This window comes from Halalkalibacter urbisdiaboli, assembly GCF_002156385.1.
GTDB classification, from domain to species: Bacteria; Bacillota; Bacilli; order Bacillales; family Bacillaceae_D; genus Halalkalibacter_A; species Halalkalibacter_A urbisdiaboli.
Genome location: NZ_MVJM01000003.1, coordinates 801,306 through 824,836, shown reverse-complemented (window position 1 = coordinate 824,836; position 23,531 = coordinate 801,306). Strand labels below are relative to the sequence as shown.

At 36.6% G+C, this 23,531-nt stretch carries 22 protein-coding genes and 3 riboswitches; of the genes, 6 read left to right on the top strand and 16 right to left on the bottom strand.

Annotated elements, in window-relative coordinates:
• The first annotated feature begins 13 nt into the window (after positions 1-13).
• The gene (gene xerS / locus B1R93_RS18460) at positions 14-1,096 is read left to right on the top strand and encodes a tyrosine recombinase XerS (protein WP_088105415.1); all 1,083 of its coding nucleotides are present in this window, start codon (positions 14-16) and stop codon (positions 1,094-1,096) included.
• A gap of 327 nt (positions 1,097-1,423) precedes the next feature.
• Here the strand turns inward: xerS and B1R93_RS18455 are convergent, their stop codons facing one another.
• Complete coding sequence (locus B1R93_RS18455; protein WP_088105414.1) at positions 1,424-1,777, bottom strand: hypothetical protein; 354 nt, start codon at positions 1,775-1,777, stop codon at positions 1,424-1,426.
• Positions 1,778-2,019: 242 nt separating this feature from the next.
• Positions 2,020-2,102: riboswitch (cyclic di-GMP riboswitch) on the top strand.
• A 66-nt stretch (positions 2,103-2,168) separates the two neighbouring features.
• Here B1R93_RS18455 and B1R93_RS18450 point away from each other — a divergent pair.
• From B1R93_RS18450 to B1R93_RS18440, 3 genes are all read left to right on the top strand, one after another.
• Positions 2,169-2,477, top strand: a complete 309-nt coding sequence (locus B1R93_RS18450; RefSeq protein WP_088105413.1) for a hypothetical protein — start codon at positions 2,169-2,171, stop codon at positions 2,475-2,477.
• A gap of 505 nt (positions 2,478-2,982) precedes the next feature.
• Positions 2,983-4,431: a SulP family inorganic anion transporter gene (locus tag B1R93_RS18445; protein WP_088105412.1), complete on the top strand. Its 1,449-nt coding sequence runs from the start codon at positions 2,983-2,985 to the stop codon at positions 4,429-4,431.
• Between the two features lie 39 nt (positions 4,432-4,470).
• Positions 4,471-4,884, top strand: coding sequence for a universal stress protein (locus B1R93_RS18440; RefSeq protein ID WP_088105411.1), 414 nt, complete (start codon positions 4,471-4,473; stop codon positions 4,882-4,884).
• A gap of 167 nt (positions 4,885-5,051) precedes the next feature.
• On the opposite strand, the gene B1R93_RS18435 is transcribed toward B1R93_RS18440, so the two are convergent.
• The 8 genes from B1R93_RS18435 to B1R93_RS18395 form a co-directional block, all read right to left on the bottom strand.
• A complete protein-coding gene (locus tag B1R93_RS18435; RefSeq protein ID WP_088105410.1) occupies positions 5,052-6,131 on the bottom strand; it encodes a glycoside hydrolase family 11 protein in 1,080 nt (359 codons plus the stop codon).
• A gap of 436 nt (positions 6,132-6,567) precedes the next feature.
• Complete coding sequence (locus B1R93_RS18425; RefSeq protein ID WP_133058677.1) at positions 6,568-6,951, bottom strand: phosphotransferase-like protein; 384 nt, start codon at positions 6,949-6,951, stop codon at positions 6,568-6,570.
• The gene (locus B1R93_RS23740; protein WP_165763871.1) at positions 6,920-7,144 is read right to left on the bottom strand and encodes a phosphotransferase-like protein; all 225 of its coding nucleotides are present in this window, start codon (positions 7,142-7,144) and stop codon (positions 6,920-6,922) included. Before B1R93_RS23740 ends, B1R93_RS18425 begins: the two co-directional genes overlap by 32 nt.
• A gap of 31 nt (positions 7,145-7,175) precedes the next feature.
• Entirely contained in the window at positions 7,176-8,486 is a 1,311-nt protein-coding gene (locus B1R93_RS18415) for a serine hydrolase domain-containing protein (protein ID WP_165763870.1), read from the bottom strand.
• Positions 8,487-8,532: 46 nt separating this feature from the next.
• A riboswitch (ZMP/ZTP riboswitch) is annotated at positions 8,533-8,610 on the bottom strand.
• Positions 8,611-8,765: 155 nt separating this feature from the next.
• Entirely contained in the window at positions 8,766-9,140 is a 375-nt protein-coding gene (locus tag B1R93_RS18410) for a peptide-methionine (S)-S-oxide reductase (protein ID WP_088105405.1), read from the bottom strand.
• Between the two features lie 90 nt (positions 9,141-9,230).
• Positions 9,231-9,346: riboswitch (SAM riboswitch) on the bottom strand.
• Between the two features lie 221 nt (positions 9,347-9,567).
• Positions 9,568-10,359, bottom strand: a complete 792-nt coding sequence (locus B1R93_RS18405) for a DUF817 domain-containing protein (RefSeq protein ID WP_088105404.1) — start codon at positions 10,357-10,359, stop codon at positions 9,568-9,570.
• A gap of 99 nt (positions 10,360-10,458) precedes the next feature.
• Complete coding sequence (locus B1R93_RS18400; RefSeq protein ID WP_088105403.1) at positions 10,459-10,680, bottom strand: helix-turn-helix domain-containing protein; 222 nt, start codon at positions 10,678-10,680, stop codon at positions 10,459-10,461.
• Positions 10,681-10,690: 10 nt separating this feature from the next.
• Complete coding sequence (locus B1R93_RS18395; protein ID WP_088105402.1) at positions 10,691-11,173, bottom strand: DUF2975 domain-containing protein; 483 nt, start codon at positions 11,171-11,173, stop codon at positions 10,691-10,693.
• Between the two features lie 281 nt (positions 11,174-11,454).
• Between B1R93_RS18395 and abnA the strand changes: the two genes are divergently transcribed.
• On the top strand, positions 11,455-12,408 hold the full coding sequence (abnA, locus tag B1R93_RS18390) for an arabinan endo-1,5-alpha-L-arabinosidase AbnA (RefSeq protein WP_088105401.1): 954 nt from the start codon (positions 11,455-11,457) through the stop codon (positions 12,406-12,408).
• Between the two features lie 79 nt (positions 12,409-12,487).
• Here abnA and parC read toward each other — a convergent pair whose 3' ends face one another.
• The 4 genes from parC to B1R93_RS18370 form a co-directional block, all read right to left on the bottom strand.
• Positions 12,488-14,926, bottom strand: coding sequence for a DNA topoisomerase IV subunit A (gene parC, locus B1R93_RS18385; RefSeq protein WP_088105400.1), 2,439 nt, complete (start codon positions 14,924-14,926; stop codon positions 12,488-12,490).
• A gap of 2 nt (positions 14,927-14,928) precedes the next feature.
• Positions 14,929-16,899 carry a DNA topoisomerase IV subunit B gene (gene parE / locus B1R93_RS18380; protein ID WP_088105399.1) on the bottom strand — a complete coding sequence of 657 codons (1,971 nt, stop codon included), beginning with the start codon at positions 16,897-16,899 and terminating at the stop codon, positions 14,929-14,931.
• 373 nt (positions 16,900-17,272) lie between these two features.
• Entirely contained in the window at positions 17,273-17,686 is a 414-nt protein-coding gene (locus B1R93_RS18375) for a CoA-binding protein (protein ID WP_088105398.1), read from the bottom strand.
• A gap of 61 nt (positions 17,687-17,747) precedes the next feature.
• Positions 17,748-18,737, bottom strand: a complete 990-nt coding sequence (locus tag B1R93_RS18370) for an aldo/keto reductase (protein ID WP_088105397.1) — start codon at positions 18,735-18,737, stop codon at positions 17,748-17,750.
• Between the two features lie 187 nt (positions 18,738-18,924).
• Here B1R93_RS18370 and B1R93_RS18365 point away from each other — a divergent pair, with 187 nt between their 5' ends.
• Positions 18,925-19,188 carry a DUF1292 domain-containing protein gene (locus tag B1R93_RS18365; protein WP_088105396.1) on the top strand — a complete coding sequence of 88 codons (264 nt, stop codon included), beginning with the start codon at positions 18,925-18,927 and terminating at the stop codon, positions 19,186-19,188.
• A 130-nt stretch (positions 19,189-19,318) separates the two neighbouring features.
• Here the strand turns inward: B1R93_RS18365 and B1R93_RS18360 are convergent, their stop codons facing one another.
• The 3 genes from B1R93_RS18360 to B1R93_RS18350 all read right to left on the bottom strand — a co-directional run bounded on the left by B1R93_RS18360 (position 19,319) and on the right by B1R93_RS18350 (position 23,408).
• The gene (locus B1R93_RS18360; RefSeq protein WP_088105395.1) at positions 19,319-20,230 is read right to left on the bottom strand and encodes a ketopantoate reductase family protein; all 912 of its coding nucleotides are present in this window, start codon (positions 20,228-20,230) and stop codon (positions 19,319-19,321) included.
• Between the two features lie 26 nt (positions 20,231-20,256).
• Entirely contained in the window at positions 20,257-21,147 is an 891-nt protein-coding gene (locus tag B1R93_RS18355) for a LysR family transcriptional regulator (protein WP_088105394.1), read from the bottom strand.
• 131 nt (positions 21,148-21,278) lie between these two features.
• A complete protein-coding gene (locus B1R93_RS18350; protein WP_088105393.1) occupies positions 21,279-23,408 on the bottom strand; it encodes a methyl-accepting chemotaxis protein in 2,130 nt (709 codons plus the stop codon).
• Between the last annotated feature and the right edge of the window lie 123 nt (positions 23,409-23,531).

The window sequence follows — 23,531 nt, the reverse complement described above, 5'->3', positions numbered from 1 at the left end:
TGAGGTGTATTTAATGACAAATCAATCACAGCAAATTTATAAAAAACTTCAAATCCTCCTAAAAGATTTACCATGGTATGTTGAGGAATACATCAATCACAAAAAAAGAAAATTATCTGCAGCATCATTACTTAATTATGCCCATGACTATAAAATATTTTTTAACTGGTTAATCGATGAAGAAGTTTTTAACGGTAAAATCACCGAGGTTCCGTTAGAGCTTTTAGAATCACTTACAGTACAACAAGCTGAAGGCTTTTTAAGCTATCTTCAATACCAATTAAATAATAAAGAAATCACCGTTAACAGAAAGTTATCTGCTTTAAAATCACTATTTAATTACCTTCAAAACATAGCTGAAACTCGAGATTTAAAGCCCTATTTACAACGTAATGTAATGGCTAAAATCGAATTTAATGAAATAAAAGATAGTATGGAAACGATCGCTAACAAAATCGAAGGTAAAATCTTAATTGGTGATGAATATGAAAAATTCCGGCAGTTTATCGCTTATGATTATGGTCTGCAAATCAAAGAGAACAAAAAATTGTATAATTTCCACCTGTTAAATCGTGAACGAGATACAGCGATAGTATCATTAATATTGGGTTCCGGACTACGGCTTTCTGAGGTTGTAAACTTAAATTTAGACGATATTGATTACAGCAAATATACAGCCCGAGTAATCCGAAAAGGAAACAAAGAGCAATTTGTCTATTTTAGCAAGCTAGCTATGGATGACCTGCAAGAGTATTTATCAATTAGAGAAAGTAAATATCAAGTAGATAAATCGAATAAAGCATTATTCATCGCTGCTGCTATGGGACCTAAAGGAAAACCACGTAGGCTCACAGCCCGCTCAATTGAAAAATTAATCGAAAAATATGCTGCAGCATTTGGCAAACCATCATTATCAGTTCATAAGCTTAGACATTCTTTCGCTACTAGATATCACAATGAAATCAATGATGTGCCTAAATTAAGAAGACAATTAGGTCATTCCTCGATTCAAACAACGATGATTTACACACATATTCGAAATGATGATTTAAGGCATGCTGTTGATAAAATGGATTTGCCTAAAGATGAGGCGTAACAAACATTTCTCCTATTAACTGAGATGTTTGCTTAGAGAAGTGAAGTTGTTAACACCTTTGGCACTTCTCTTTTTTTATCCCCTAGTTTACATAATATATATTATCGGAAGTTAATAAATTAAAACAATTTTCATCTCAAATATTAAGTATACTTCTGATTTTGAGACGAAATAAAAATTTGAACTAGTTAGGTTAAATCCATTGTTACAGTTGGGACCTTAATTATATTATTTTTACTCAACTTGCTAAAATATTACGCTAGTCTCTCCTCTCCTTGCTTTTTGTAAAATTGAATATAAAAAAGAACAGCAGTCAATATGAGCTCCCTAATTTGATATCGATTGTTCTAATATTGTTATCGTTTTCTTTACATGAAATAAATTATTTTTAGCATATCCACCCTTTTGAATTCGATCATCAATCTGCCCTATTCGTTGTTCGATTTGGCCATCAAAGTTTTTGACCGTTCTATAAAGATCTTGTAAAAACTGCTCCTTTGTTTTACCAAAGTTTCTGGCCTCACGGAATATTTCATCCATAATCTCTTCATTTGCAGTTGTTTCATTAAAATAATCATCAAATGTTTTAATATTGTTTCCATCGAATAAATGATTTTCAAAGTCTGTATATAGTGAGTTGAAATCGATTGTTACTTCATAAAGAAATTGTTCATATATCATGGTTACCCCCCCACTTATATTTTAGTTCATCCATATCGTTTGTTGTTTGTACCAAATTTAATCAAAAAAAGTTAAAAATAATAATCATTGTATTCACTGAAAATCTATTCGGTGATGCCATTCTTTTTCGACAAAATACCACAAAATCCAATATATTTCCATTGATTTTGCAAGCATCTCGTAGTATTCTATGAGAAATAATTACACTATTTTAGGTTCTTCAATTGAGCCTTCTCAAATAAATTTGAAAATGGCAAACTTGCTGAAAAGCAAGGACGCAAAGCTACAGGGACTAAGGGGAAACCGATGTCAGCCAGCTGCCTTAATAGAAATAGGTCTGTACTCTCTTTCTTGTAAATGGCAGCAACTATTTTAGGAAGGGAGCTTTTTCATGAAGCAGAATGAAAATGAGTTAAAAGAAGCGTTAAAGAAGTTTGATATAATGATTAAAAAAACCCCTGATAATCCTCACTCACTATACGTCTATAAAAACTTTATTAAGTATTTTATTAAAGTGAAAACAAAGAACATCCCTCTTCCGGCTTCTGAAGTGATGTCGATAATTAAACATGAAAAACCGGTTATTTTTAGAGAATTAAGGAAACAGGATAGCAGTTACCTCTATTATTTAACGAACATTAGTTTAGAATATGAAGAAGCGCAAAGAAAACTAGCAGAACTAAAGCTGAAATTGGTATAAATATGAATGACCTTTCCCCATCAAATAAACGATAGCCATTGCCACTCGATATCAAACCAGGTGGCAATGGCTTTGTTGTTATCGGACCATTCGTTCTTCCTTCATTTACAAGATGATTCGTAGCTATTTTCATTTCAATACAAATAGTCCCTTAGTCATTTCAATATTGTTATTTTCCGCTTTTGAAATACAATTTGATACTTATTCAATACACCATTCCTAAAAAAAGCACTTGCTTGTAAGAGTCTTTCACCGAGTTTAAACTTATTTTTTTAAATATTTGGTCAATTTTATATAACTGCGCTTGATATAGAGAATCTTCAGGAGTTTTAAAGGAAGCATAAGAGTAACACATTTGTTTCATCCAACCAAAGCTCATATAAATCGTTTCCTAAATCATAGTAATGTTGTACATGTTCCATTCAAACCAACCCAGTATTTTACTTTGATAAAATAGGAACATTTCTCCTACCCTAAGAGAACAAATACTTAAAGGGTGGTTGATATGGATACGATTAAAAATGAGTGGTTCGGCAATATACGGGGAGATATACTAGCTGGAATTGTCGTTTCTCTTGCCTTAATTCCAGAAGCGATTGCCTTTTCAATTATTGCAGGGGTAGACCCAATGGTTGGTCTATATTCTTCATTTCTAATCCCTGTCGTAATTGCATTTGTCGGAGGAAGACCTGGTATGATCTCTGCCGCTACAGGTGCGATGGCTTTGCTCATGATAGACCTTGTTGCACAACACGGCCTAGAATATTTGTTAGCAGCAACGATTCTAACCGGGATATTACAAATCATTTTTGGTCTATTGAAGCTCGCTCGTTATATGAAATTTATTCCTCGGTCTGTAATGGTTGGGTTTGTAAATGCATTAGCGATACTTATTTTCACATCACAAATCCCGCATTTATTTGGGCAAGGTTGGGTTGTTTTAGCTATTGCGGCAGTAACACTCGCGATTATTTATTTATTTCCCTACCTTACAAAAGCAGTCCCTTCTACTCTTGTTGCAATTGTTGTAGTAACTGCCTTTACAATGTATTCAGGTCTTACTGTTTTTACGGTTGGAGATATGGGAACTTTAACACAATCCTTACCAGTGTTCCTATTACCACAAATACCTTTAACGTATGAAACGTTAGTTATTATTTTTCCATACGCATTAGCTTTAACGGTTGTCGGTATTCTTGAATCCCTTCTTACAGCTGCAATAGTAGATGACATGACGGACACTGGCAGTAATAAAAATCAAGAAAGTAGTGGGCAAGGTATAGCAAATATTGTTACGGGTTGTTTTGGAGGTATGGCAGGTTGTGCAATGATTGGACAATCAGTCATAAATGTAAAATCAGGCGGAAGAGGAAGATTATCCACTCTCGTTGCTGGTGTATTTTTAATTATTTTAATCATTCTATTAGGAAACATTGTCGTCCAAATTCCGATGGCAGCACTAGCTGGGGTAATGGTTATGGTTTCAATTAGTACATTTGATTGGAATTCTCTAAAAACGCTAAGAATCGTTCCTGCTACTGACGCGATTGTAATGATTGTTACAGTAGTAGTAGTAGTTTATACACATGACCTCTCAAAAGGTGTTTTCGCAGGGATTTTGTTAAGTGCTATTTTCTTTGTATCAAAAATTTCAAAAATAAGTATAGAAAGTGAATTAGATGATAAGAAAGAAAAAAGAACCTATTTTATTATCGGCCAATTGTTTTTTGCCTCTGTTACGGATACCGTTGATTATTTTGACTTTAAAGAAAACATAAAAGAAGTTGAGCTTAATTTAACCCATGCTCATATTTGGGATGATTCAGGAGTAGCTGGTATGGAGAAAATCATTTCAAAATTTGAGGAAAATGGGACAACTGTTACGATCACTGGTTTAAATGAGGCAAGTAGCCTTTTAGTAAATAAGCTGCGACATAGATTAAGCGGTCATTAATTCTAGCTGACATGTTACTAATTAAAAAGGGGTGAAGTTATGTTCAAAAAAATATTATTAGCAACCGATGGCTCGGAACACGCGCTTCGAGCAACTGAAAAAGCAATTGAAATAGCAAAATGTGATCCAAATACAGTTGTTCATATTGTGTATGTCATTGATAGTTCAAAATCAGATGTACTTAACAACTGGAATACCATTGGAGCTCAAGAGAAAAGGAAAGAAAAAATAAAGCCAACTGAAGAAAAGGTTAAAGCTGCTGAGATTAAATATGAAGTTGAATTTTTACGAGGAGAACCTGGACCAACGATTGTAAAACATGCGAATGATAATCAGTTTGAAATGGTTGTACTCGGTAGTAGAGGTCGTAACCGATTACAGGAGCTAGTGTTGGGAAGTGTTAGTCACAAAGTTGCAAAGCGAGCAAATTGTGCAGTTTTAATTATAAAATGATATGCAAAAAGTGTCATCTCTTTAAAATTATATTGCAAAAAATATCCCTTCTCACCTAACAGATCTCACTCATACTGGGGATACCCACAAAAATCCCGGCGGTGAAGATCCCCGCCAGGATTCTGTTTGAAAAAACGATTAGAATTCAATCAAAAACTCATCGGATTTTACTTGATCTCCAAATAATCAATAAAAGCATCCCATGTTCCGTCATCGGCTGTTACAACGAGCTCAATCTCTTGATTTCCAGTTCCATGGCTGACATTGTCTAGGGTATAGACCGCAGGAGAGCTCCCGCCAAAGTAGAAGGTACCTTTCGTCTGACCGCCGATTTTTAAGTCGACTCTGGCCATATTGGAATTATTCGAAGCGCCACGGAGTGAAAAACTATGGGTGCCGCTCGCGAAATACTGCGTGTATTTGACTGAATCATTGTTGGCGTATAAAGCGACTCCGTTGAACGGCGAGCTGATATTCCCTGTGTGCTGACCGCTTTTATTCATACTCTCGGCTTCCACTCTCGTAGTGCTACTTTCGCTACCGCCGCCATTGCCGCTGGTGCTACCACCGATTGTAAGTGTATTACTATACACATCAGCACTTCCACTACTTTGATAGCCCTCTACCGTAAGCGCGACTTCATACATCTTACCCATTGTCATTCCTAAACTTTCCCACGCTTTAAAGTGTTCGCTAACAGATATAGTTCCGCTCGTGCGTTTCGATGTACGGACACTCCAATACTGCTTAAAAGTCGCAGTGCCTTTAATGGAAGGTTGGTTGGTTCGAGTAGTCTCATATATATCATATGTGCCCCCGTCAACGTTAATCGTGCCCTTATGCGTACCAGTCGGTCGATAACTCCCCCAGCTATCGACGATGTAAAATTCAACAAGTGGATCAACCGCCCACCCATAGACAGTTAAATATGAATTACCGTTTGGTTGGAAATTGGCACCGTAGTTTATTGATATGTTTCCGATTTGCTGGTGTGTCTGGGTCTCGTCAAATTTCTTTCCTTTACGGAATAATATATTATTGACATTACTCCACTCGGCACTAAAAGTACCACCACTATTGAGAGTCATACTTCCGGACCCACCGCTATCCTTCCAAAATTCATAGTCGTAGCCATCATGAGTGCCAGTTTCATTGCTGGTGACCGCCGCATGTACGTTTACTGAAGGCAATGTAATTGCAAAACAAATTAAAATAGCTAAAAGTAACCTCATTCTTTTTTTCTTCATTTTGAATTCCTCCTTTTTAGTTAACTTACATATAGTCTTACTACGACGCTAATTCCCACCACCTTCCAAAAATACTAATAAAAGCGATTTCATTAGTGATCTTATCAAGGCATCCCTTATTAGCCCACCTGTAAAAATTTAGTTTATACTGTAAAAAGCTTAGTTTTTTATGTTTAGAAATAGACATAGCATAAACCATGTCGATTATTCCGTTTTCGATCCAAATCATATAAAGCTGTAACTGCTAGACTAAACCGAACAGTTTTTGCTCGATAAAACTGAACACTTATTATTTCGGGCATTTTTAAGTAAGTTATTTTCTAGAAAAAAAGAATGCCCCCATTATGGGACATTCCTTTACCTATTTCTTGTTCAACTAAAGTACTCGTTACTTTAAGTATAATCGTCCATAACCTACTTACTTCTTGTTTGAAACTTAAACACTTGAAAGACTATTTTTCATGTGAACAAAAGAACCACTAGGAGTTATAATCTGTCCCCTTTTGATTTGTAAAGCACATTCCTGTGAATTAAACTTAGAGGTATCAACCGTCAAATCATACTCTCTATTAGCGTGTACACTTTCCATTTGTGATTTAGCAAGTCCAACTGGTCGGTCTCCACGCTCTTGTTCTCTTCTTTCAAGTTCTTCAATTGGACAGTGCACTTTTACAAAAGTAACAGGATAAGTTGATAATAGTTCAAGACATTCTACCAAGTGTTTTTTATCGTTAATAACATGATCAACTATTACATTTTGTCCAACCAGCGCTAGGGCTGCTATTGTATTATGCATTAATGATATAACTTTTTGGAACAATCATTTGACCAGCTTTACCCAATTCCTCACTTTGGGGTACGTTTGTAAAATATAAATTAGTAACTGGTTCTAACAAATCATCAAGAGATACATAAACATAAGGTTCATCCATAACCTTTTCTAACGACTTTGCCAATGTAGTTTTTCCAGAACTTGATGTACCATTTAATATAATTATTTTCCCCTGTTTCAATACAATTCCTCCTCATACCTCAAACTAACTATTATATTTTTGTAGCTTTACTCAACATACCAAATACATTTACATGAATTTCTCCCTTTTTAAAGGTAACACTTCCTCCTTCTATTCCTTTCGTAAAGAAGCTTATATCTTCTACCTCTTGAGAATAAGGAATAATTTCAGCCCGATACCAATTAAGGTCATTTGATATATATAATTTGCCATCTTTACTAGAAACCGAGTAAGTATTGTAGGGTCCTTCATACACTTTATAATCTCCTATAAAATGATCGTATCGGTATACAAGTGGGACCATTTCTAATTGATCAGGCAAAGATACTTCCTCATTTAATACAATCCTTGCTAACGCATTTGCCACTTTTCTAGATTGGGTTGTAAAAAAATTAGAAAGAACAATAATGGTGAGTTTGTCATCAATATAATTTCTAAAATCACATACAAACCCTTTTATGCCTCCTCCATGTGCTATTACTTTTCTTGCTTTGTTTCTAATCCGTTCCTCAAACAATATCAAACCATATCCATAATTCGCTTCATGAATTGTTGTCATTAAAGAATAGGATTCTTTATGTAGAATTTTTCCTGAGTGAAGGGCTTGGTCCCAAATAAATAAATCCTCTGTTGTGGAATATAACCCCCCATCTCCAGAAAAATGTGACATATCCATAAATTCAGCATTCACTATATCTCCTAATAATCCATAACTTGATGCACGATTTTTTATTATTTTTCTATAATCATACCGACCTGTATGTTTCATTCCTAAAGGATTGAAAAAAATATCATTCAAAATAGATTCAAATGATCTATTTGTTATTATTTCTATGATATAGGTTAGAAGAGCATAATTAGAATTACAATATTCAAACCTTTCCCCTGGTTCAAAAACGAGAGGCACATCCTTGAAATAATTAACTCTTTCTTCAATTGTTACTGGGAACTTTACTGTTTCATCAAAATTACTTAGTTCTGTATAATTAGGTATTCCTGAAGAATGTGTTAATAAATGATGAATTGTAATCTTTTCCCCATTAGGGTATTCTGGCAAATATTTCGAGATTGGTTCTGTCACACGAATCAAGTTTTTCTCCTGTAAAACTAAAATTGCTGCGGCTGTAAACTGTTTTGATATAGAACCAATCCCAAATATAGTTTTTGAAGTGTTTACTACCTCAAGTTCAATGTTTGCCATTCCAAACCCTTTGTTAATAAATACAGTTCCCTCTAATGCTACTAAAACAGAACCGTTAAAATACCCCAGTTTCGAAAGCGCAGTACAATAGTCGTCTAGTTCCTTTTGTAAAGATTCCACTGACTTTTTGGTGCTAGCCATAAACATCCCCCCTATAATCATAAAAAGCATATGAAAATGAATTCATATGCTTTGCCCAGGCGTACGGCTATAAAGTATGTACTCCCTCGTGGTTATCCACGTTACGCCAGTTATACATACCAAAATTTAACTTCAGTTTCTTTCACCATAATTTTCCTACTTTTCCAACTCATATTTTTTTAACACTGCACTAAAACAAGATGAGATTCCCCATTTTAACCTCCAGTCCAAATTGTTTAAGAACAAATTCTACACATTCTACCCTATTGGGAAGTTTTATTAAGAGATTAATTTTATCGCTTCTAAGCTATTAATATGTTCTCTTATTGGAGTAATTTCAGTAATTATTTCATCTTTAAATGTATTATTAAGCTCATTTTTCTTTTGTTTTGCAACTGATAATTGATGAATGTCAGAAAAGAAAATTAATGATTGATTTTTATTTCGATGGCCCTCTCTACATGTTGCATCATGTAAGTCAAAAAACAACTCTAATAATTCAGTATACGTTACTTTCCAAGGATTAAACCATATTTCTACTATTTCAACATTGGCTCCTCTTAAATGTCCTAGTCGAACACATTCAATACCACGAAAACCAGTAATAGCTTCTTTACTAAAAAATTCACTTGCACCAAATACAGCTCTTTCCATTTAAATCCGCTCCTTCTGAGCAATAAACCTCTTCTTACCGCAAAAAACCCTCTCTTTAAATGAAAGAGAGGGTTGTATATATACACCATCCTCTCATCTTTCAAAGGTTATCACCTTTGCAGGAATTAGCACCGTTCAAGTCGTTATTTTGACTTGATGGTTGCCGGGTTTCATAGGGCCTGTCCCTCTACCACTCTGGATAAGAAGTTTATTGCTATTTTTTATTTAAGTACTTTATTTTTACTGATAATACCATCCCAACATATAAAAATCAAGCATTATTTTCGAAATAAATATAATTATCAATAATTTAGAATCGAACGTTGCTTTTTTCTGTTTAGCTTATTCGATTTTTTTGCACTAGGAGAAATTAAATCTAAAAAATCGAAACCCATGCTCCGACTTTTTTAAAGAGGGTTCATAACCGTTATAAAAATTGACTAGTAGCTATCCTAATGGAATTTTTCCCCTTAACCTGCTTTAACGTTGCTACTATCAGGAAACTAACAATCACTAATAAGAGCCATGAACTCACCTTTCCTAGATGAACGAGACTCCATGCATCGGTTTGGTTTGGATATTCCCAAGCTCCAAAGAACGTTGCGATATTTTCGGCTATCCATATAAAAAATCCGATAAGCAAAAAAGAAAGTGCAAGTGGCATACGGTAACGAGTTCCATTAACCTCGTATATGACCCATGATTGCCAAAAGACGATCATGACAAGTCCAGATAACCAAAAGCGGACGTCAATCCAATAATGGTGGGTAAAAAAGTTCAAATAAATCGCAGCTGCAAGAGGTACAACTACCAAAAACGATGGCCATTTAACCAGTTCAACCTTAAACCTTCTCCACGCTTGGCACAGATAACTCGCTACACTTGCATACATGAATCCGCTATATAAAGGCACTCCAAAAATTTTGAAATACCCTTCCTCTGGATAACTCCAGGAGCCAATATGTACTTTGAAAATTTCAAGAGCAAGACCAATAAGGTGGAACAATGTGATAACCTTTAGTTCATCCCGTGTTTCAAGTCCAGAGTTCACCATCCACCACTGCATTAGAAGGCAGATGATGAGCAGCCAGTCATACCGTGGTAGGAAGGGCAAAGGAATAAGTTGTGTAAAAGCCAAAGAGGCAAAAATAACGACAGGAAACAAACATGATAAGGCCTGCTCCCAACCAAAACGAACGAATTGTTTTAGTGCTCTCATGATTTCTGCCTCCAATTTTTTTCTAAAATAGATGCAAGTCCTGCTTAGTATAGCTAGTTCACCACCAAATAACATTCTTTACCTTGCAATGTTTCCTATTTAATTTTCGGTGCCATCATCACTTCGGTATTCTAAGATATCTCCAGGCTGACATTCTAAAGCCTTGCAAATCGCCTCTAAAGTTGATAATCGAATCGCCTTTGCTTTCCCATTTTTCAATATAGAAAGATTCGCCATCGTGATTCCAACCCTCTCAGAAAGTTCTGTAACACTCATTTTCCTTTTTGCCAACATCACATCAATATTGATTATAATTGCCATGTTATTCACCTCAGACTATTAAGTCATTCTCTGATTTTATATCGATGGCTTCTTGTAAAAGCCTTTGAAGAACAGCAGCAAAGACCGCAATCACCATTGAAGCAAAAATAACGACCAATCCAATTATTATAATACCTGGGGCATCATCTACCTCCGCTATGAGATAAAAGAGTGGCATGCCTATCACATACAAGACACTGATTGTGATTGCACAGTATTTTATAATTTTTAAAGCTCTTACAGATAATTCCGAGAAAGCTTTGTTCTTGTCAATAAAGCTTAAAAGTTTAAAAGCTTGATATAGAGCAAAGTAAAAAGGTATCGCCGTTACATACAAATAGACTAAAACGAGATAGTTCATAAAAGCAATATTTGGAATCAATTCTGCAGCATATTTCGCTATCTCAGGCACCAAAAAAATGCACAAAGCAAGAATCGGAATTCCAATAAGGATTACAGCTATCTTTAAAAAGAGCGTTGACACTTGTTTCATAAAAAGCACCTCACTTATTTATTGTCAATTTGACTTTATCACACACTTTATCGTTTTACAATAAAACATTATTGTATTTTATTATATTATTATTGTTAAAAACATAATCCTTATCTTTTCAATAATAAAAAAGCGCTTTTAACGGTCACAACTTTAGAACGAGACCTTTAGATATATTTTAATATTTTTTTGAAATTTCCAACAACTAACACAAATGGCATGTTAGTATATTTATGTTTATATTAACTTATAAACATAAATATTAAACTTGGAGGGATTAGATGAAAGTTCGGTTGTTGTCAGTGTTTCTAGGGGTGTTTATGGTGCTTGCGTTTGCGCATTCGGCCTCAGCGGCCTTTAAAGAATTAACGGGTGATACGTTAATTCATGACCCTTCGATCATTCAAGAAGGTAGTACTTGGTATACATTTGGAACTGGATTGGTTGATGAAAATGGCATCCGTGTGCTTCGCTCTGATAACGGTACAGATTGGTATGCAGTCCCTACTATTTTTCCTGAGCCACTTTCTTGGTGGAGAAACTACGTACCAAACCACGAGAGTAACCAATGGGCCCCTGATATCCAGTATTATAACGGTCGTTACTGGCTCTATTATTCTGTTTCGTCTTTCGGATCGAATACTTCTCTTATCGGTCTAACTTCCACACATAGCATCAACTCTGGACAATGGCGTGATGATGGACTCGTTGTTCGTTCCACATCAAATGATAACTTTAATGCAATTGATGGCGATTTAGTCATTGATGAAAATGGAGATCCATGGCTATCGTTCGGCTCGTTTTGGAGCGGAATTAAAATTACGCGACTTGATCCAAATACGATGAAACCGACGGGACAGCTTTATTCAATTGCGGCAAGACCAAACAATGATGATGCAGTTGAAGCTCCAAATATTACGTATCGAAATGGCTACTACTATTTATTCGTTTCCTTTGATAAGTGCTGCGATGGCGTCGATAGTACCTATAAAATTGCTTATGGTCGTTCGACAAATATTACAGGACCTTACTACGACAAGAATGGCAATAATATGCTTTATGGCGGTGGGACAATTTTAGATGCAGGAAATGACCGCTGGAGAGGACCTGGTCATCAGGATGTATACAATAACAACCTAATCATTCGTCATGCTTATGATGCGGAGGATAACGGTACTCCGAAAATGCTGATTAACGATTTATATTGGGATTCACAAGGCTGGCCAACGTATTAAAAAAAACAAGCAAGAGAGCATAAATGCCCTCTTGCTTGTTTTTAATTACTCGTTTTAATGTCTAGATCAGATAATTGTTTTATTCATCATCTTTATCATTTATATTCCGTCGCATTTCGATTACCGCACCAGCTTTATCCGTATCCACGACAAAGGATCCATTGCTATATCTGTCACTATTACGATAGCTATCAGCATGAATCATTACCTCTTCGCCGTCCCTTGTTATTACGTAAAAAGTTTCGTTCGGTTTAAGTACTCTCATAAATCCTACAATTCGGTGAGGATTTGCTTTTAGTTCTCTTAACATGACTAAACCACGTTTGGCACGAGAGGCTTTATCAAATTCTGTAATCGACATTTTCTTTAATGCGCCGCGTTGAGTCACGATTAAAAACTCAACCTTATCATCTAGCGAGAACGTTGTTGCATTGATAACAAAATCATCGTCTTTTAAATTAATTGCCTTCACACCAGCTGCACGTTGACCAACAAGGCTCACCTCTTCTTCACTAAACCATAAGCCGTAGCCTAGGTGAGTGGCAAGGAATAACTCTTGGTTTCCATCAGTTCGCGTGACAGATACCAATTCGTCGTCATCTTTAAGCTTTAATGCCATTAGAGGCTTCGAATAACGTTGTGCTTGATATAATGAAAGTTGTGACCGTTTTGCCATTCCGTTCTTCGTAATAAATAGTAACGATTCGTCTTCTGTAAATTCCTTTATAACCATCGTATCGATAATTTCGTCATCACGATCAATGCTTACAAGATTGGCAATATGTTGACCATTGTCCTTCCAGCGGATATCTGGAAGACTATGAACAGGAACATATAAGTAATTGCCAAGTCTTGTGAACAGTAAGAGTGTATCTGTTGTATTTATTTCTTCACATGAAAGGAGTCGATCTCCCTCCTTCATTCCAGGTGGTTCTCCGTTAGATGCAGTATAAGAACGAATACTCGTTCGCTTCACATACCCTTCTTTCGTAACGGTTACCATAACATCTTCTGAAGGAACAAGGACTTCCATGTTAATTTTGATTTCTTCGATTTCTTCCTTAATTACAGTTCTTCTTTGGTCAGCGAACTGCTTTTTAATTGCCAATAAGTCCTTTGTAATCACTTGAATTAATTTCTTTTCACTACCAAGAATGCCTTCAAGCTCGTGAATTTTCCGCTCAAGCTCGGCAGCTTCTTCTTCTAATGTTGTAATATCCGTGTTTGTTAATCGATATAGTTGCAATGTTACAATCGCTTCTGCTTGAGCTTCAGTAAAGTCAAACTTAGAGATTAGGTTTTCTTTCGCGTCTTTTTTATCATTTGATGACCGAATCGTTGAAATGACTTCATCTAAGATAGAGATTGCTTTAATAAGCCCTTTAACGATATGCTGACGGTCTGTCGCTTTACGTAACTCATATTGCGACCGTCTTGTGACGACTGTTTTCTGGTGGTCAATATATGCCTGAATAAGTGATTGCAGTCCCATTAATTTCGGTGCTTTATTATGTATCGCAACCATATTGAAATTATATGTTACTTGTAAATCAGTGTTTTTCAAATAGTAGTTTAAAATGGCATTGGCATCGGCTTCTTTTTTAAGTTCTATGACAATACGCAGACCTGTACGATCCGTGTCATCACGTACTTCTGCAATCCCGTCAACTTTTTTATCAAAGCGGAGTTCATCCATTTTTTTAACCAAGTTTGCTTTAACGATTTCATATGGAATTTCCGTGATAACGATTTGCTGACGGCCACCGCGCATTTCTTCAATTTCGGTTTTAGCTCGAACGACGATTTTCCCTTTCCCTGTTCGATAAGCTTGTTTAATCCCGTCAATCCCTTGAACAATTCCCCCTGTTGGAAAATCGGGACCTTTTATAACGGTCATTAACTGATCAAGTGTTACATTCGGGTTCTCCATTTGCATGATAACCCCGTCAATGATTTCACCTAAATGATGTGGAGGAATATCCGTTGCATAACCGGCTGAAATCCCTGTCGAACCATTTGCAAGTAAATTAGGAAACATCGACGGGAGTACAACTGGCTCTTCTTCCGAGTCATCAAAATTCGGAATAAATTCAACTGTATCTTTATCAATATCTCTTAATAGCTGTGCTGCAATCGCTGATAAACGCGCCTCTGTATAACGCATTGCAGCTGGAGGATCGCCATCAATCGAACCATTGTTCCCGTGCATATCAATTAAAATGTTCCGTACTTTCCAGTCCTGACTCATCCGAACCATCGCATCGTAAACGGAAGAATCACCATGGGGATGGTAATTACCGATTACATTACCGACTGTTTTCGCCGATTTACGGAACGGCTTATCAGACGTATTGCCATCTTTATACATCGCGTATAAAATTCGTCTTTGTACCGGCTTAAGGCCATCGCGCGCATCAGGTAATGCGCGCTCTTGAATAATATATTTACTATAACGACCAAATCTGTCGCCAATTACTTCTTCTAAAGGAAGGTCTAAGTAACGCTCTTGTTGTGCCACCCTTATTCCTCCTCAACAATGACTAAATTTTCATTTTCTAAAATGTTTGTTTCTTCCTCTAATCCGAACTCAACATGGGTTTCAATCCATTTTCTTCGTGGTTCTACTTTATCACCCATAAGAGTCGTTACGCGTTTTTCCGCTCGCGCTCCGTCATCGACATTCACACGAATAAGTGTTCTCGTTTCAGGATCCATCGTTGTTTCCCATAATTGTGTTGCATTCATTTCACCAAGACCCTTATAACGCTGAAGTGTATAGCCTCTGCCAACTTTTCTCGTTGCCTCACTTAGTTGACGTTCATCCCAAGCATATTCGATGATTTCTTTTTTACCTGACCCTTTGCTCACCTTATAAAGAGGCGGTAAAGCAATATAGACTTTCCCAGCTTCAACTAATGGACGCATATAACGGAAAAAGAACGTCAATAAAAGGACTTGGATATGTGCGCCATCAGTATCAGCATCGGTCATAATCACGATTTTATCATAGTTTACGTCTTCAAGATCAAAATCCGAACCTACACCCGCTCCAATTGTATGAATAATCGTTCGAATTTCCTCATTTTTCATAATATCTTCTAATTTTGCTTTTTCCGTGTTAATTACTTTTCCCCTAAGTGGAAGAACGGCTTGGAATTTACGATCACGCCCCTGCTTAGCTGAACCACCAGCTGAGTCACCCTCTACTAAGTAAAGTTCATTCCGCTGTGGATTTTTAGATTGAGCAGGTGTCAACTTACCGCTTAATAGAACATCCTTTCGCTTGCTCTTCTTCCCGTTTCTCGCATCCTCTCTAGCTTTCCTAGCTGCTTCACGCGCTTGTGCTGCTTTTATTGCTTTTTTAATAAGCATGGAGCTAATATCTGGATTTTCCTCAAAAAAGTAAGAGAGCTTTTCAGAAACAAGGCCATCGACGGCAGAACGTGCTTCAGTTGTCCCTAATTTGCTTTTCGTCTGTCCTTCAAATTGGAGCTTTTCCTCTGGTACTCGGACCGAAACAATCGCTGTAAACCCTTCACGAATATCAGAGCCATCTAGATTTTTATCTTTTTCTTTTAACAATTTAATCTTTCGCGCATATTCATTGACCGCACGAGTCATTGCAGCTTTTGCCCCTAACTCGTGAGTACCGCCATCCTTTGTCCGAACATTGTTTACAAACGAAAGGACATTTTCTGTATAGCCATCATTAAATTGAAACGCTAACTCAACTTCAATCTCATTTTGTTCTCCAGAGAAGAAGATAACAGGATGAAGTGTTTCTTTATCTTCATTTAAATAATCAACAAACGCTTCGATCCCATTTTCATAATAAAAAGTTTCTGTTGCACCGTCGTTTCTTAAATCAATTAATTCGATGGTTAATCCTTTTAATAAAAACGCAGCTTCACGTAATCGCTCTGTTAATGTTTCGATATTATACGTGGTAACACTAAAGATGCTTGGATCCGGCTTAAAATGTATCGTCGTTCCTGTTTGCTTTGTCTTACCAACCTTTTCTAAAGTTGTTACAGGCTTACCTCCGTCTTCAAAGCGTTGCTTATATCTGTGACCATCACGCTTTATTTCGACTTCGAGCCATTCTGAAAGGGCATTTACTACAGATGCACCGACTCCATGCAAGCCACCACTCGTTGCATAACCGCCTTGTCCAAATTTCCCTCCAGCATGAAGGACCGTTAAGATCACTTCTGGTGTTGGTTTTCCTAGTTTATGCATTCCAGTAGGCATACCACGACCTTCATCGGAAACTGAGATACTATTATCTTTATGAACAGTTACTTTTATTGTTGAACCATACCCTGCAAGCGCTTCATCGACAGAATTATCTACAACTTCATAGACAAGATGATGAAGCCCCCGGGCATCTGTACTACCTATATACATCCCAGGACGTTTTCTTACGGCCTCGAGACCTTCTAATACTTGTATTGCATCATCGTTATAATCAAGGTGCTGTTTCTTTGCCAAGACAGGTACTCCTTTCACTCGCTACATGTATTGTAGCATACACGAACACTCGTTTTACGTTTACTATCGCTTTTTCTATTGTAGCTGTTATTTCAGTATTCGCAACCTCTTTTAAAGAATCCTCTATTTTTTTGAAGAAAAAAGTCATTTTTCGACAAAATAAAAACACCGAAAAGGCAACTTAGTATTATACGCTGCTATCGAAAAGGTGAAAACCAACCTTTTAAGTACAGAAACAGCAATGTGTTCGCCCGAACAGGTGAGAAATCCACTTACTATAGCACTTGGAGAAAAAGCCCGGCTTCACTTATTGTACAAAGGGCACTGAAAAAGGATGCTTTTCCCTTTTTCAATGCCCTCTATTATACAGGTTCTATTTAAATTTAGCGTGCTCTACTTTAATACAGCGATCCATGACCGTTGTTACATTATGTTGCTGCAAATAGTCAAACGCATCCTGATTGGATACACCTAGCTGTGCCCAAAATACTTTCGCTCCAATCGCAACGGTTTCTTTTGCAATATCAGGTAAAAATTCACTTCGCCTAAAAACATTTACGATATCAATAGGTTTATCTATTTCTTCAAGGGAAGAAAAGGCTTTTTGACCAAGTACTTTATCCACCGATGGGTTTACAGGAATGATCTCATAACCAGCTGCTTGCATAGCTTCTGCAACCATGTAAGACGTTCGCTCAGGGTTATTAGACAATCCGACGACAGCTATTGTTTTGTATTTTTGTAATATGTCCTTTATCACTTCATTTGATGGGTTTAGAATAGACATAGCGTTTTCTTTAGCCTCCTTCCTATATTAAGATGTCCCTGTAGAAGCTAAATAAGCAAGGTTAAATGTGACGTTTAAACTTATCTAAAAAGCGTTGAGGGTACTCATCTGGTAGCCGACTAGCTTGATCTAATCTGTTCCATTGTTCTTCTGATAACGTCCAGCCAACAGCTCCCATATTTTCGTCAAATTGCTGAAGATTACTTGCTCCAAAAATAGGAGAGACAATTTCTGACTTTCCTAATAACCAATTTAAAGATACTTGTGCAGGTGTTTTACCAACTTCGACAGCTATTTCCTCAACGGCTTGTAGTATTTCAAAATTTCGATCGGTTGCTTTGTTTTCCCATCCATACTCACCAGAGCCCTCCGCAAATCGACCTTCCTCTGGTTTTTCTTTGCTTTTGTATTTTCCAGAAAGGAATCCTCCGGCCAAAGGCGCCCAAGGAATTACGCCAATTTCCTCTTCTTTACACAAGGACATAACTTCGCGATCCATTTCTCGACTAACAAGGCTATATTGAGGCTGAACTGAAATAAAACGTGCATACCGTTTAAAATCACTATATGACAAGGCTTTCATCATTTGCCATGCTAAAAAGTTTGAGCAGCCGATGTAGCGTACTTTTCCAGCTGTAATTAAATCATCCAACGCTCGAAGCGCTTCTTCAATAGGAGTAAGATTATCCCAAACATGTAATTGATATAAATCAATATAATCAGTGTTTAATCGACGCAAACTTTGGTCGACTCCCTCAATGATACGACGACGAGAATAACCAAAATCATTTGGATGTGGGCCGACCTTCATCCGTACTTTCGTTGCCAGCACGACTTCTGAGCGCCGTTGTTGTATCGCTTCTCCGACGATACGCTCAGATTCACCACCAACATATACATCAGCGGTATCAATAAAATTGCCACCTTGATCTAAAAATTGGTGAACCATTTTAATTGAATCCTCTTTATTTACTTGTTTTCCAAATGTCATGGTTCCTAAGCAAAGTTCAGAAACTAATAATCCACTTTTTCCCAATTTGTTATAATTCATGGTTCTCCATTTCCCTCTTTCTTAATAAATGTGATAAGTTAGAGTGTTCAAGCTGTATTATGTAATTCCTCATCCGTTCCCTATTGTAACAAGCTTTTCCATCGTATAAAAAGAAATACGCTCAATTTGTATCGTTTTTTTTATAGGGGGAAAATTAAAATGAACCTAATAAAAGGGGTGAAGCTTGATGTACGACACAGATGATCGCATTACAATCGTAGATGATACTGGAGTAGAAAAAGACTTTCTTGTTGAAGCACTGTTTGATATGGAAGGTGAATCATACGCATTATTGTCAGCTAATCAAGATGAGGAAATGTTACTAATGCGTGTTGAAGAAGATGAAGACAAAGAACAATATTTAGTTGATGTTAGCGAAGAGGAAGTTGAAAATATTTTGGCAGCATACCATATAGCAGTTGAAGCAGATGAGGACAATATTATCCATTGACCAAATAGAGGCTGTGCCAAAAGGTTGTTTTTTAACCTTTTGGTACAGCCTTCATGAGCGTAGTCGCTACATCTATCGTATTGTAAACGGGAGCCCATTGCGGTGCACGCTATAAGCTTTTGAGACCCCCTTACTTTAACTTATTATTCAGGTGCTGGAGAAAGTGGTAGACTGTTTTTAAAACTGGAGTCTGAACGTTATAACGATTTGCTTGCTCGACAAAATAACCGCATAGCGAATAAACCTCCATTCTTTTGCCTTTTTCTAAGTCTTGGAGCATTGATGTTTTATGATTCCCGATTTTTTCTGCGCTGTTAAAAACACCTGTAATGGCTTTTTCACTCATCGGGTATCCAGCCTTTTCGCTAATGTTAACAGCCTCCGCTAAAAGGTCTTTACATGTTTTTTTAAGCAAAGGGTCACCCACCATTTCAGAGACTGACGCTCTTGAAATCGCAGATACAGGGTTAAATGTAATATTCCAAAGACTTTTTTCCCATTTTTTCTGCATAATGTTCTCATGGTACTTCATATTGATCCCTGAATTTCTACAAGCTTTAATAAATATCTCGGCCTTTGCCAAATGAGTGGGGGATACATTTCCGAGTAAGAAAGAATGGGGGCCATGTTGTTCGATAAACCCTGGTTCCGTGACATGAACGGAAATATTTGCAACAGCCGGAAAAACCTTTTCTTTTCCGAATGCTTCAATTAAAAGGTCTTCATTACATACACCGTTTTGTAAAGATACAATACATGCTCTTTCAGTGACATAGCGTTTTATGTTGTTTATCGTTTCCTCTGTATCCGTACCTTTTACTGTAAACAAGATAATGTCCGCAGATTCAATAGAATTATACTCTGACGAAAAATGCCTGTCTGCACTAAGTATTTCATCATCCTTTCGCAATCTGAAGTTCTTATCCTTCATTGCCGCTAGATGCAAGCCTCTACCGATAAATGTGACATGATGTCCCGTTTGTTGTAGCAATATACCTAAAAATCCGCCAACTGCTCCGGCACCTACAATGGCTATATTCATTACAAACCTCCTGCTACCTCTAGCAATTAAAATTCTTCCTTCGTTTGCTCTACTTTCTGCAAAAATAGCTGCTGTGCTTTTGTTAATGAACCATTCCTTGCTTGAATCATTGAAAAATTTCTTGTGAAAGTACGATTGTTTATATTTAATTTCTTTATTTCACCTGTTTGTAATTCTTTACGCACGGTCCATTTAGAAATCATGGCAATCCCTAACCCTGCTGAGACAGCCTCTTTTATCCCTTGGCTGCTGCTAAAAATAAAAAAATGCTTTACGTTTAAATCTAGTTGTGCAATCAGCTGATCACTATATGCCCTTGTACCAGAACCACTTTCCCGCCATATCCACACTTGATCCTGAAGCATTTCTGGTTTGACTATCCGCAACTGAGACAATGAATGATCTGGTGGCGCAATGATGATCATTTCATCCTCCATAAATGGTTCCATCGTTAAATCAGCTGTTGATGATTCGCCTTCAATTAAACCAATTTCAATTTCATGTGTTCGGACTTTTGCGATTACTTCCTCGGTATTAGCAACAGTCACCTCGACTTTAACAAGTGGATGTTCTGCAGCATACTTCGCAAGGATACTCGGTAAGATATATTCACCAATTGTAAAGCTAGCACCAATTTTAAGCGTTCCCTTAACAATTTCTTTTCGTTCGTTAATTTCTTGTTTAACTTCTTCCACAAGAGATAATATTTTTTTAGCACGGATATAAAGGATTTCCCCCTCCTCCGTTACTTGTACTTGCTTCGGTGAGCGGTTTAGTAATTTCGTTTCAAATTCTTTCTCTAGGTGACGGATATGCAAACTAACATTTGGTTGAGACAGATTTAAAATCTTTGCTGTTCTTGAAAAATGACGTTGCTCTACAACCGTTATAAACGTTTTTAAATAGTCGATCATCATTATCACTCCTGCCCCCATTATAGCATAAACATTTTTAATGATTGATTAGCTCTACATATATTTCTCTTATACTAATAGAAAAAGGTAGAACAACGGAGTTTAACCTGTTGATCTACCTTTTAGAATTACGTTTAAATTTTAAACACTCGGATGTCTTTCATTAAATCGTTCGAAACTGCTTCTAATTCTTCAGATGATTTCGATGCTTGATCAATGGAATCAAGCTGCTTATTAATATCAGATTGAACTCTTTGTGTCATTTCTGTACTCTTATGGGCATTACTACTCATTGTATGAACAGTAGCTGATACCTCTTCTGAGCTTGCAGAAACTTGTTGAATGATAGACGAAACACCTTGAACCTGATTAGCAACACTTTCAATTAATCCGACAAGCTCATTAAACTTCTTACCAGCATCTTCAACTCGTTTATTTCCTTCAGTCACTTCATGTTTTCCTGTTACGATTTTATCGACCGTAACTTTTGTAGATTTTTGAATCTTAGTAATTAGCGCACCGATTTCTTCTGTCGCTTTTTGAGATTGTTGTGATAATTTTCGAACTTCATCAGCAACGACTGCAAAGCCTAAACCTTTTTCACCCGCTCTAGCCGCTTCAATTGCTGCATTAAGCGCTAGTAAATTTGTTTGCTCCGATAACGAACTAATGATTTCAGTCACTTTTACTATTTGACTCGCATGGTCATCTAATTCCTGAATCATATCAGCCGATTCATTAACAATTTTGTTTACTTGACCAATTTGTTGAACAGCATCTGTAATGTATTCTTGACCTTGCTTCGCTTCATCTATCATGTGAACGGAATTATTTGATACATCAGATGACACTTCAGCAATTTTCTGAATGTCAGTTGTAATGGATTCTATCGCTTCAACACTTTCTTCAGTACTAGCTGCTGTTTCTTGTGCTAATTTAGTGACCTCATTGATTATCTCTTGAGTATGTGTCGCTAACTGCTTATTATAAGCCGAATTCTCCGATAATTTATTTGAAGATGTTGAAACAACTTCAGCCGTACTAGATGCACTAACTATTAGTGCCCGAATCCCTTCAACCATTTTCGCCACAGATTTCATTAACTCTCCAATTTCATCTTTTCGTTGTTTTTTATTATGCCCTAGTTCGTGAACCACAGCTAAATTACCAACTTCAACCTCTTGCATCATATTTGTGACTCTGCGAATCGCGCCAGTCATCCCATTTGATACAAAAATAGCAACAACAAATGAAACCACTACCGTAATCACTCCAATAATAATGGAAATTTTTGCAATTTCTTTCGTTTCAGTTGTTAATTCACTAATCGGTACATTTGATGATAAAATCCAGCCTGTTCCATCGAGTAGCTTCGCTGTAATTAATTCATTATTTTCAGAAATAAACGTTGTTGAATCTGGTAATTCCATTGAAATTAAATCTTCTATATATTGAGCATTTTCGCTCTCACCCTCGCTAAACTCGCGGCTTCTTGAAATAAGATCCCCTTGATAGTTAATAATAGAAACATAGCCTGTTTCTCCTAAACTAATCCCTTTTATCGTTTCATGAAGGTTATCATTCGCTTCAATTAAAAGTACTCCAAGCTCTTGTCCTGATGAGATACTATTAATCATTCTCCCTAATACGATATTGTCATTTGTTGAAGTCTCTTTATCCATCGTAAAGAAAATCGATCTACCACGAGCATCCTTTACTTTCTGAATCATTTCTTGAACTTCAGGAGATTGAATATCGAAGCTCGTTTGTGTTTTAAAAATGTTATCATCTGTAATAATGCTTATTCCAGCTATATCTTTTCTAGTATTGACCAGATGCGCTAGTGTTTCCTGTAGCTCTCTTTTAAGGGTAAACACATCAAAGTCTGTCTCAGCACTGTCTAACCCATCTAACCCATCATAGATTTCACGCGAAGTAACAATGGACAAGCTCAAATTTGCCAATTCACCGACTTTACTTTCAAAGTTTTTACTTACTTGAACAATTAATTCCTCCGTAACTTCACTCGTTTTTTCACTAATTATCGATGAGGATACTTGATAGGACACAGAGGCGATAATAACAACCGGAATAATAGAAAAGAGTAAAAACATCAATAAGAGCTTCTTCCCAATTTTTGAACCTTTCATGAAAGAGAGTTCACGTTTCTGCTTCTGAACACGCTTTCTTTTATCGGTTTTTGGAGGCTTATCCTTTTTCTTATTTCTAAATGATTGAGTGAATTTCTTGAGCATTGTTTTCATAGATACTTCCTTTCTAAAAAGTTAATAGTGGATTCGTCTTATCATTTAAAAATAAATAAAAACTAGTAAGCGTTTTCGTTAGAAATTTAACAAAACTAGGTTTAATTTACTAATCTAAATATA

Coding starts and splice junctions, on each gene's coding strand:
- xerS (WP_088105415.1), top strand. CDS start 14: ATGACAAATCAATCACAGCAAATTTATAAAAAACTTCAAATCCTCCTA.
- B1R93_RS18455 (WP_088105414.1), bottom strand. CDS start 1,777: ATGATATATGAACAATTTCTTTATGAAGTAACAATCGATTTCAACTCA.
- B1R93_RS18450 (WP_088105413.1), top strand. CDS start 2,169: ATGAAGCAGAATGAAAATGAGTTAAAAGAAGCGTTAAAGAAGTTTGAT.
- B1R93_RS18445 (WP_088105412.1), top strand. CDS start 2,983: ATGGATACGATTAAAAATGAGTGGTTCGGCAATATACGGGGAGATATA.
- B1R93_RS18440 (WP_088105411.1), top strand. CDS start 4,471: ATGTTCAAAAAAATATTATTAGCAACCGATGGCTCGGAACACGCGCTT.
- B1R93_RS18435 (WP_088105410.1), bottom strand. CDS start 6,131: ATGAAGAAAAAAAGAATGAGGTTACTTTTAGCTATTTTAATTTGTTTT.
- B1R93_RS18415 (WP_165763870.1), bottom strand. CDS start 8,486: ATGGCTAGCACCAAAAAGTCAGTGGAATCTTTACAAAAGGAACTAGAC.
- B1R93_RS18410 (WP_088105405.1), bottom strand. CDS start 9,140: ATGGAAAGAGCTGTATTTGGTGCAAGTGAATTTTTTAGTAAAGAAGCT.
- B1R93_RS18405 (WP_088105404.1), bottom strand. CDS start 10,359: ATGAGAGCACTAAAACAATTCGTTCGTTTTGGTTGGGAGCAGGCCTTA.
- B1R93_RS18400 (WP_088105403.1), bottom strand. CDS start 10,680: ATGGCAATTATAATCAATATTGATGTGATGTTGGCAAAAAGGAAAATG.
- B1R93_RS18395 (WP_088105402.1), bottom strand. CDS start 11,173: ATGAAACAAGTGTCAACGCTCTTTTTAAAGATAGCTGTAATCCTTATT.
- abnA (WP_088105401.1), top strand. CDS start 11,455: ATGAAAGTTCGGTTGTTGTCAGTGTTTCTAGGGGTGTTTATGGTGCTT.
- B1R93_RS18375 (WP_088105398.1), bottom strand. CDS start 17,686: ATGTCTATTCTAAACCCATCAAATGAAGTGATAAAGGACATATTACAA.
- B1R93_RS18370 (WP_088105397.1), bottom strand. CDS start 18,737: ATGAATTATAACAAATTGGGAAAAAGTGGATTATTAGTTTCTGAACTT.
- B1R93_RS18365 (WP_088105396.1), top strand. CDS start 18,925: ATGTACGACACAGATGATCGCATTACAATCGTAGATGATACTGGAGTA.
- B1R93_RS18360 (WP_088105395.1), bottom strand. CDS start 20,230: ATGAATATAGCCATTGTAGGTGCCGGAGCAGTTGGCGGATTTTTAGGT.
- B1R93_RS18355 (WP_088105394.1), bottom strand. CDS start 21,147: ATGATGATCGACTATTTAAAAACGTTTATAACGGTTGTAGAGCAACGT.
- B1R93_RS18350 (WP_088105393.1), bottom strand. CDS start 23,408: ATGAAAACAATGCTCAAGAAATTCACTCAATCATTTAGAAATAAGAAA.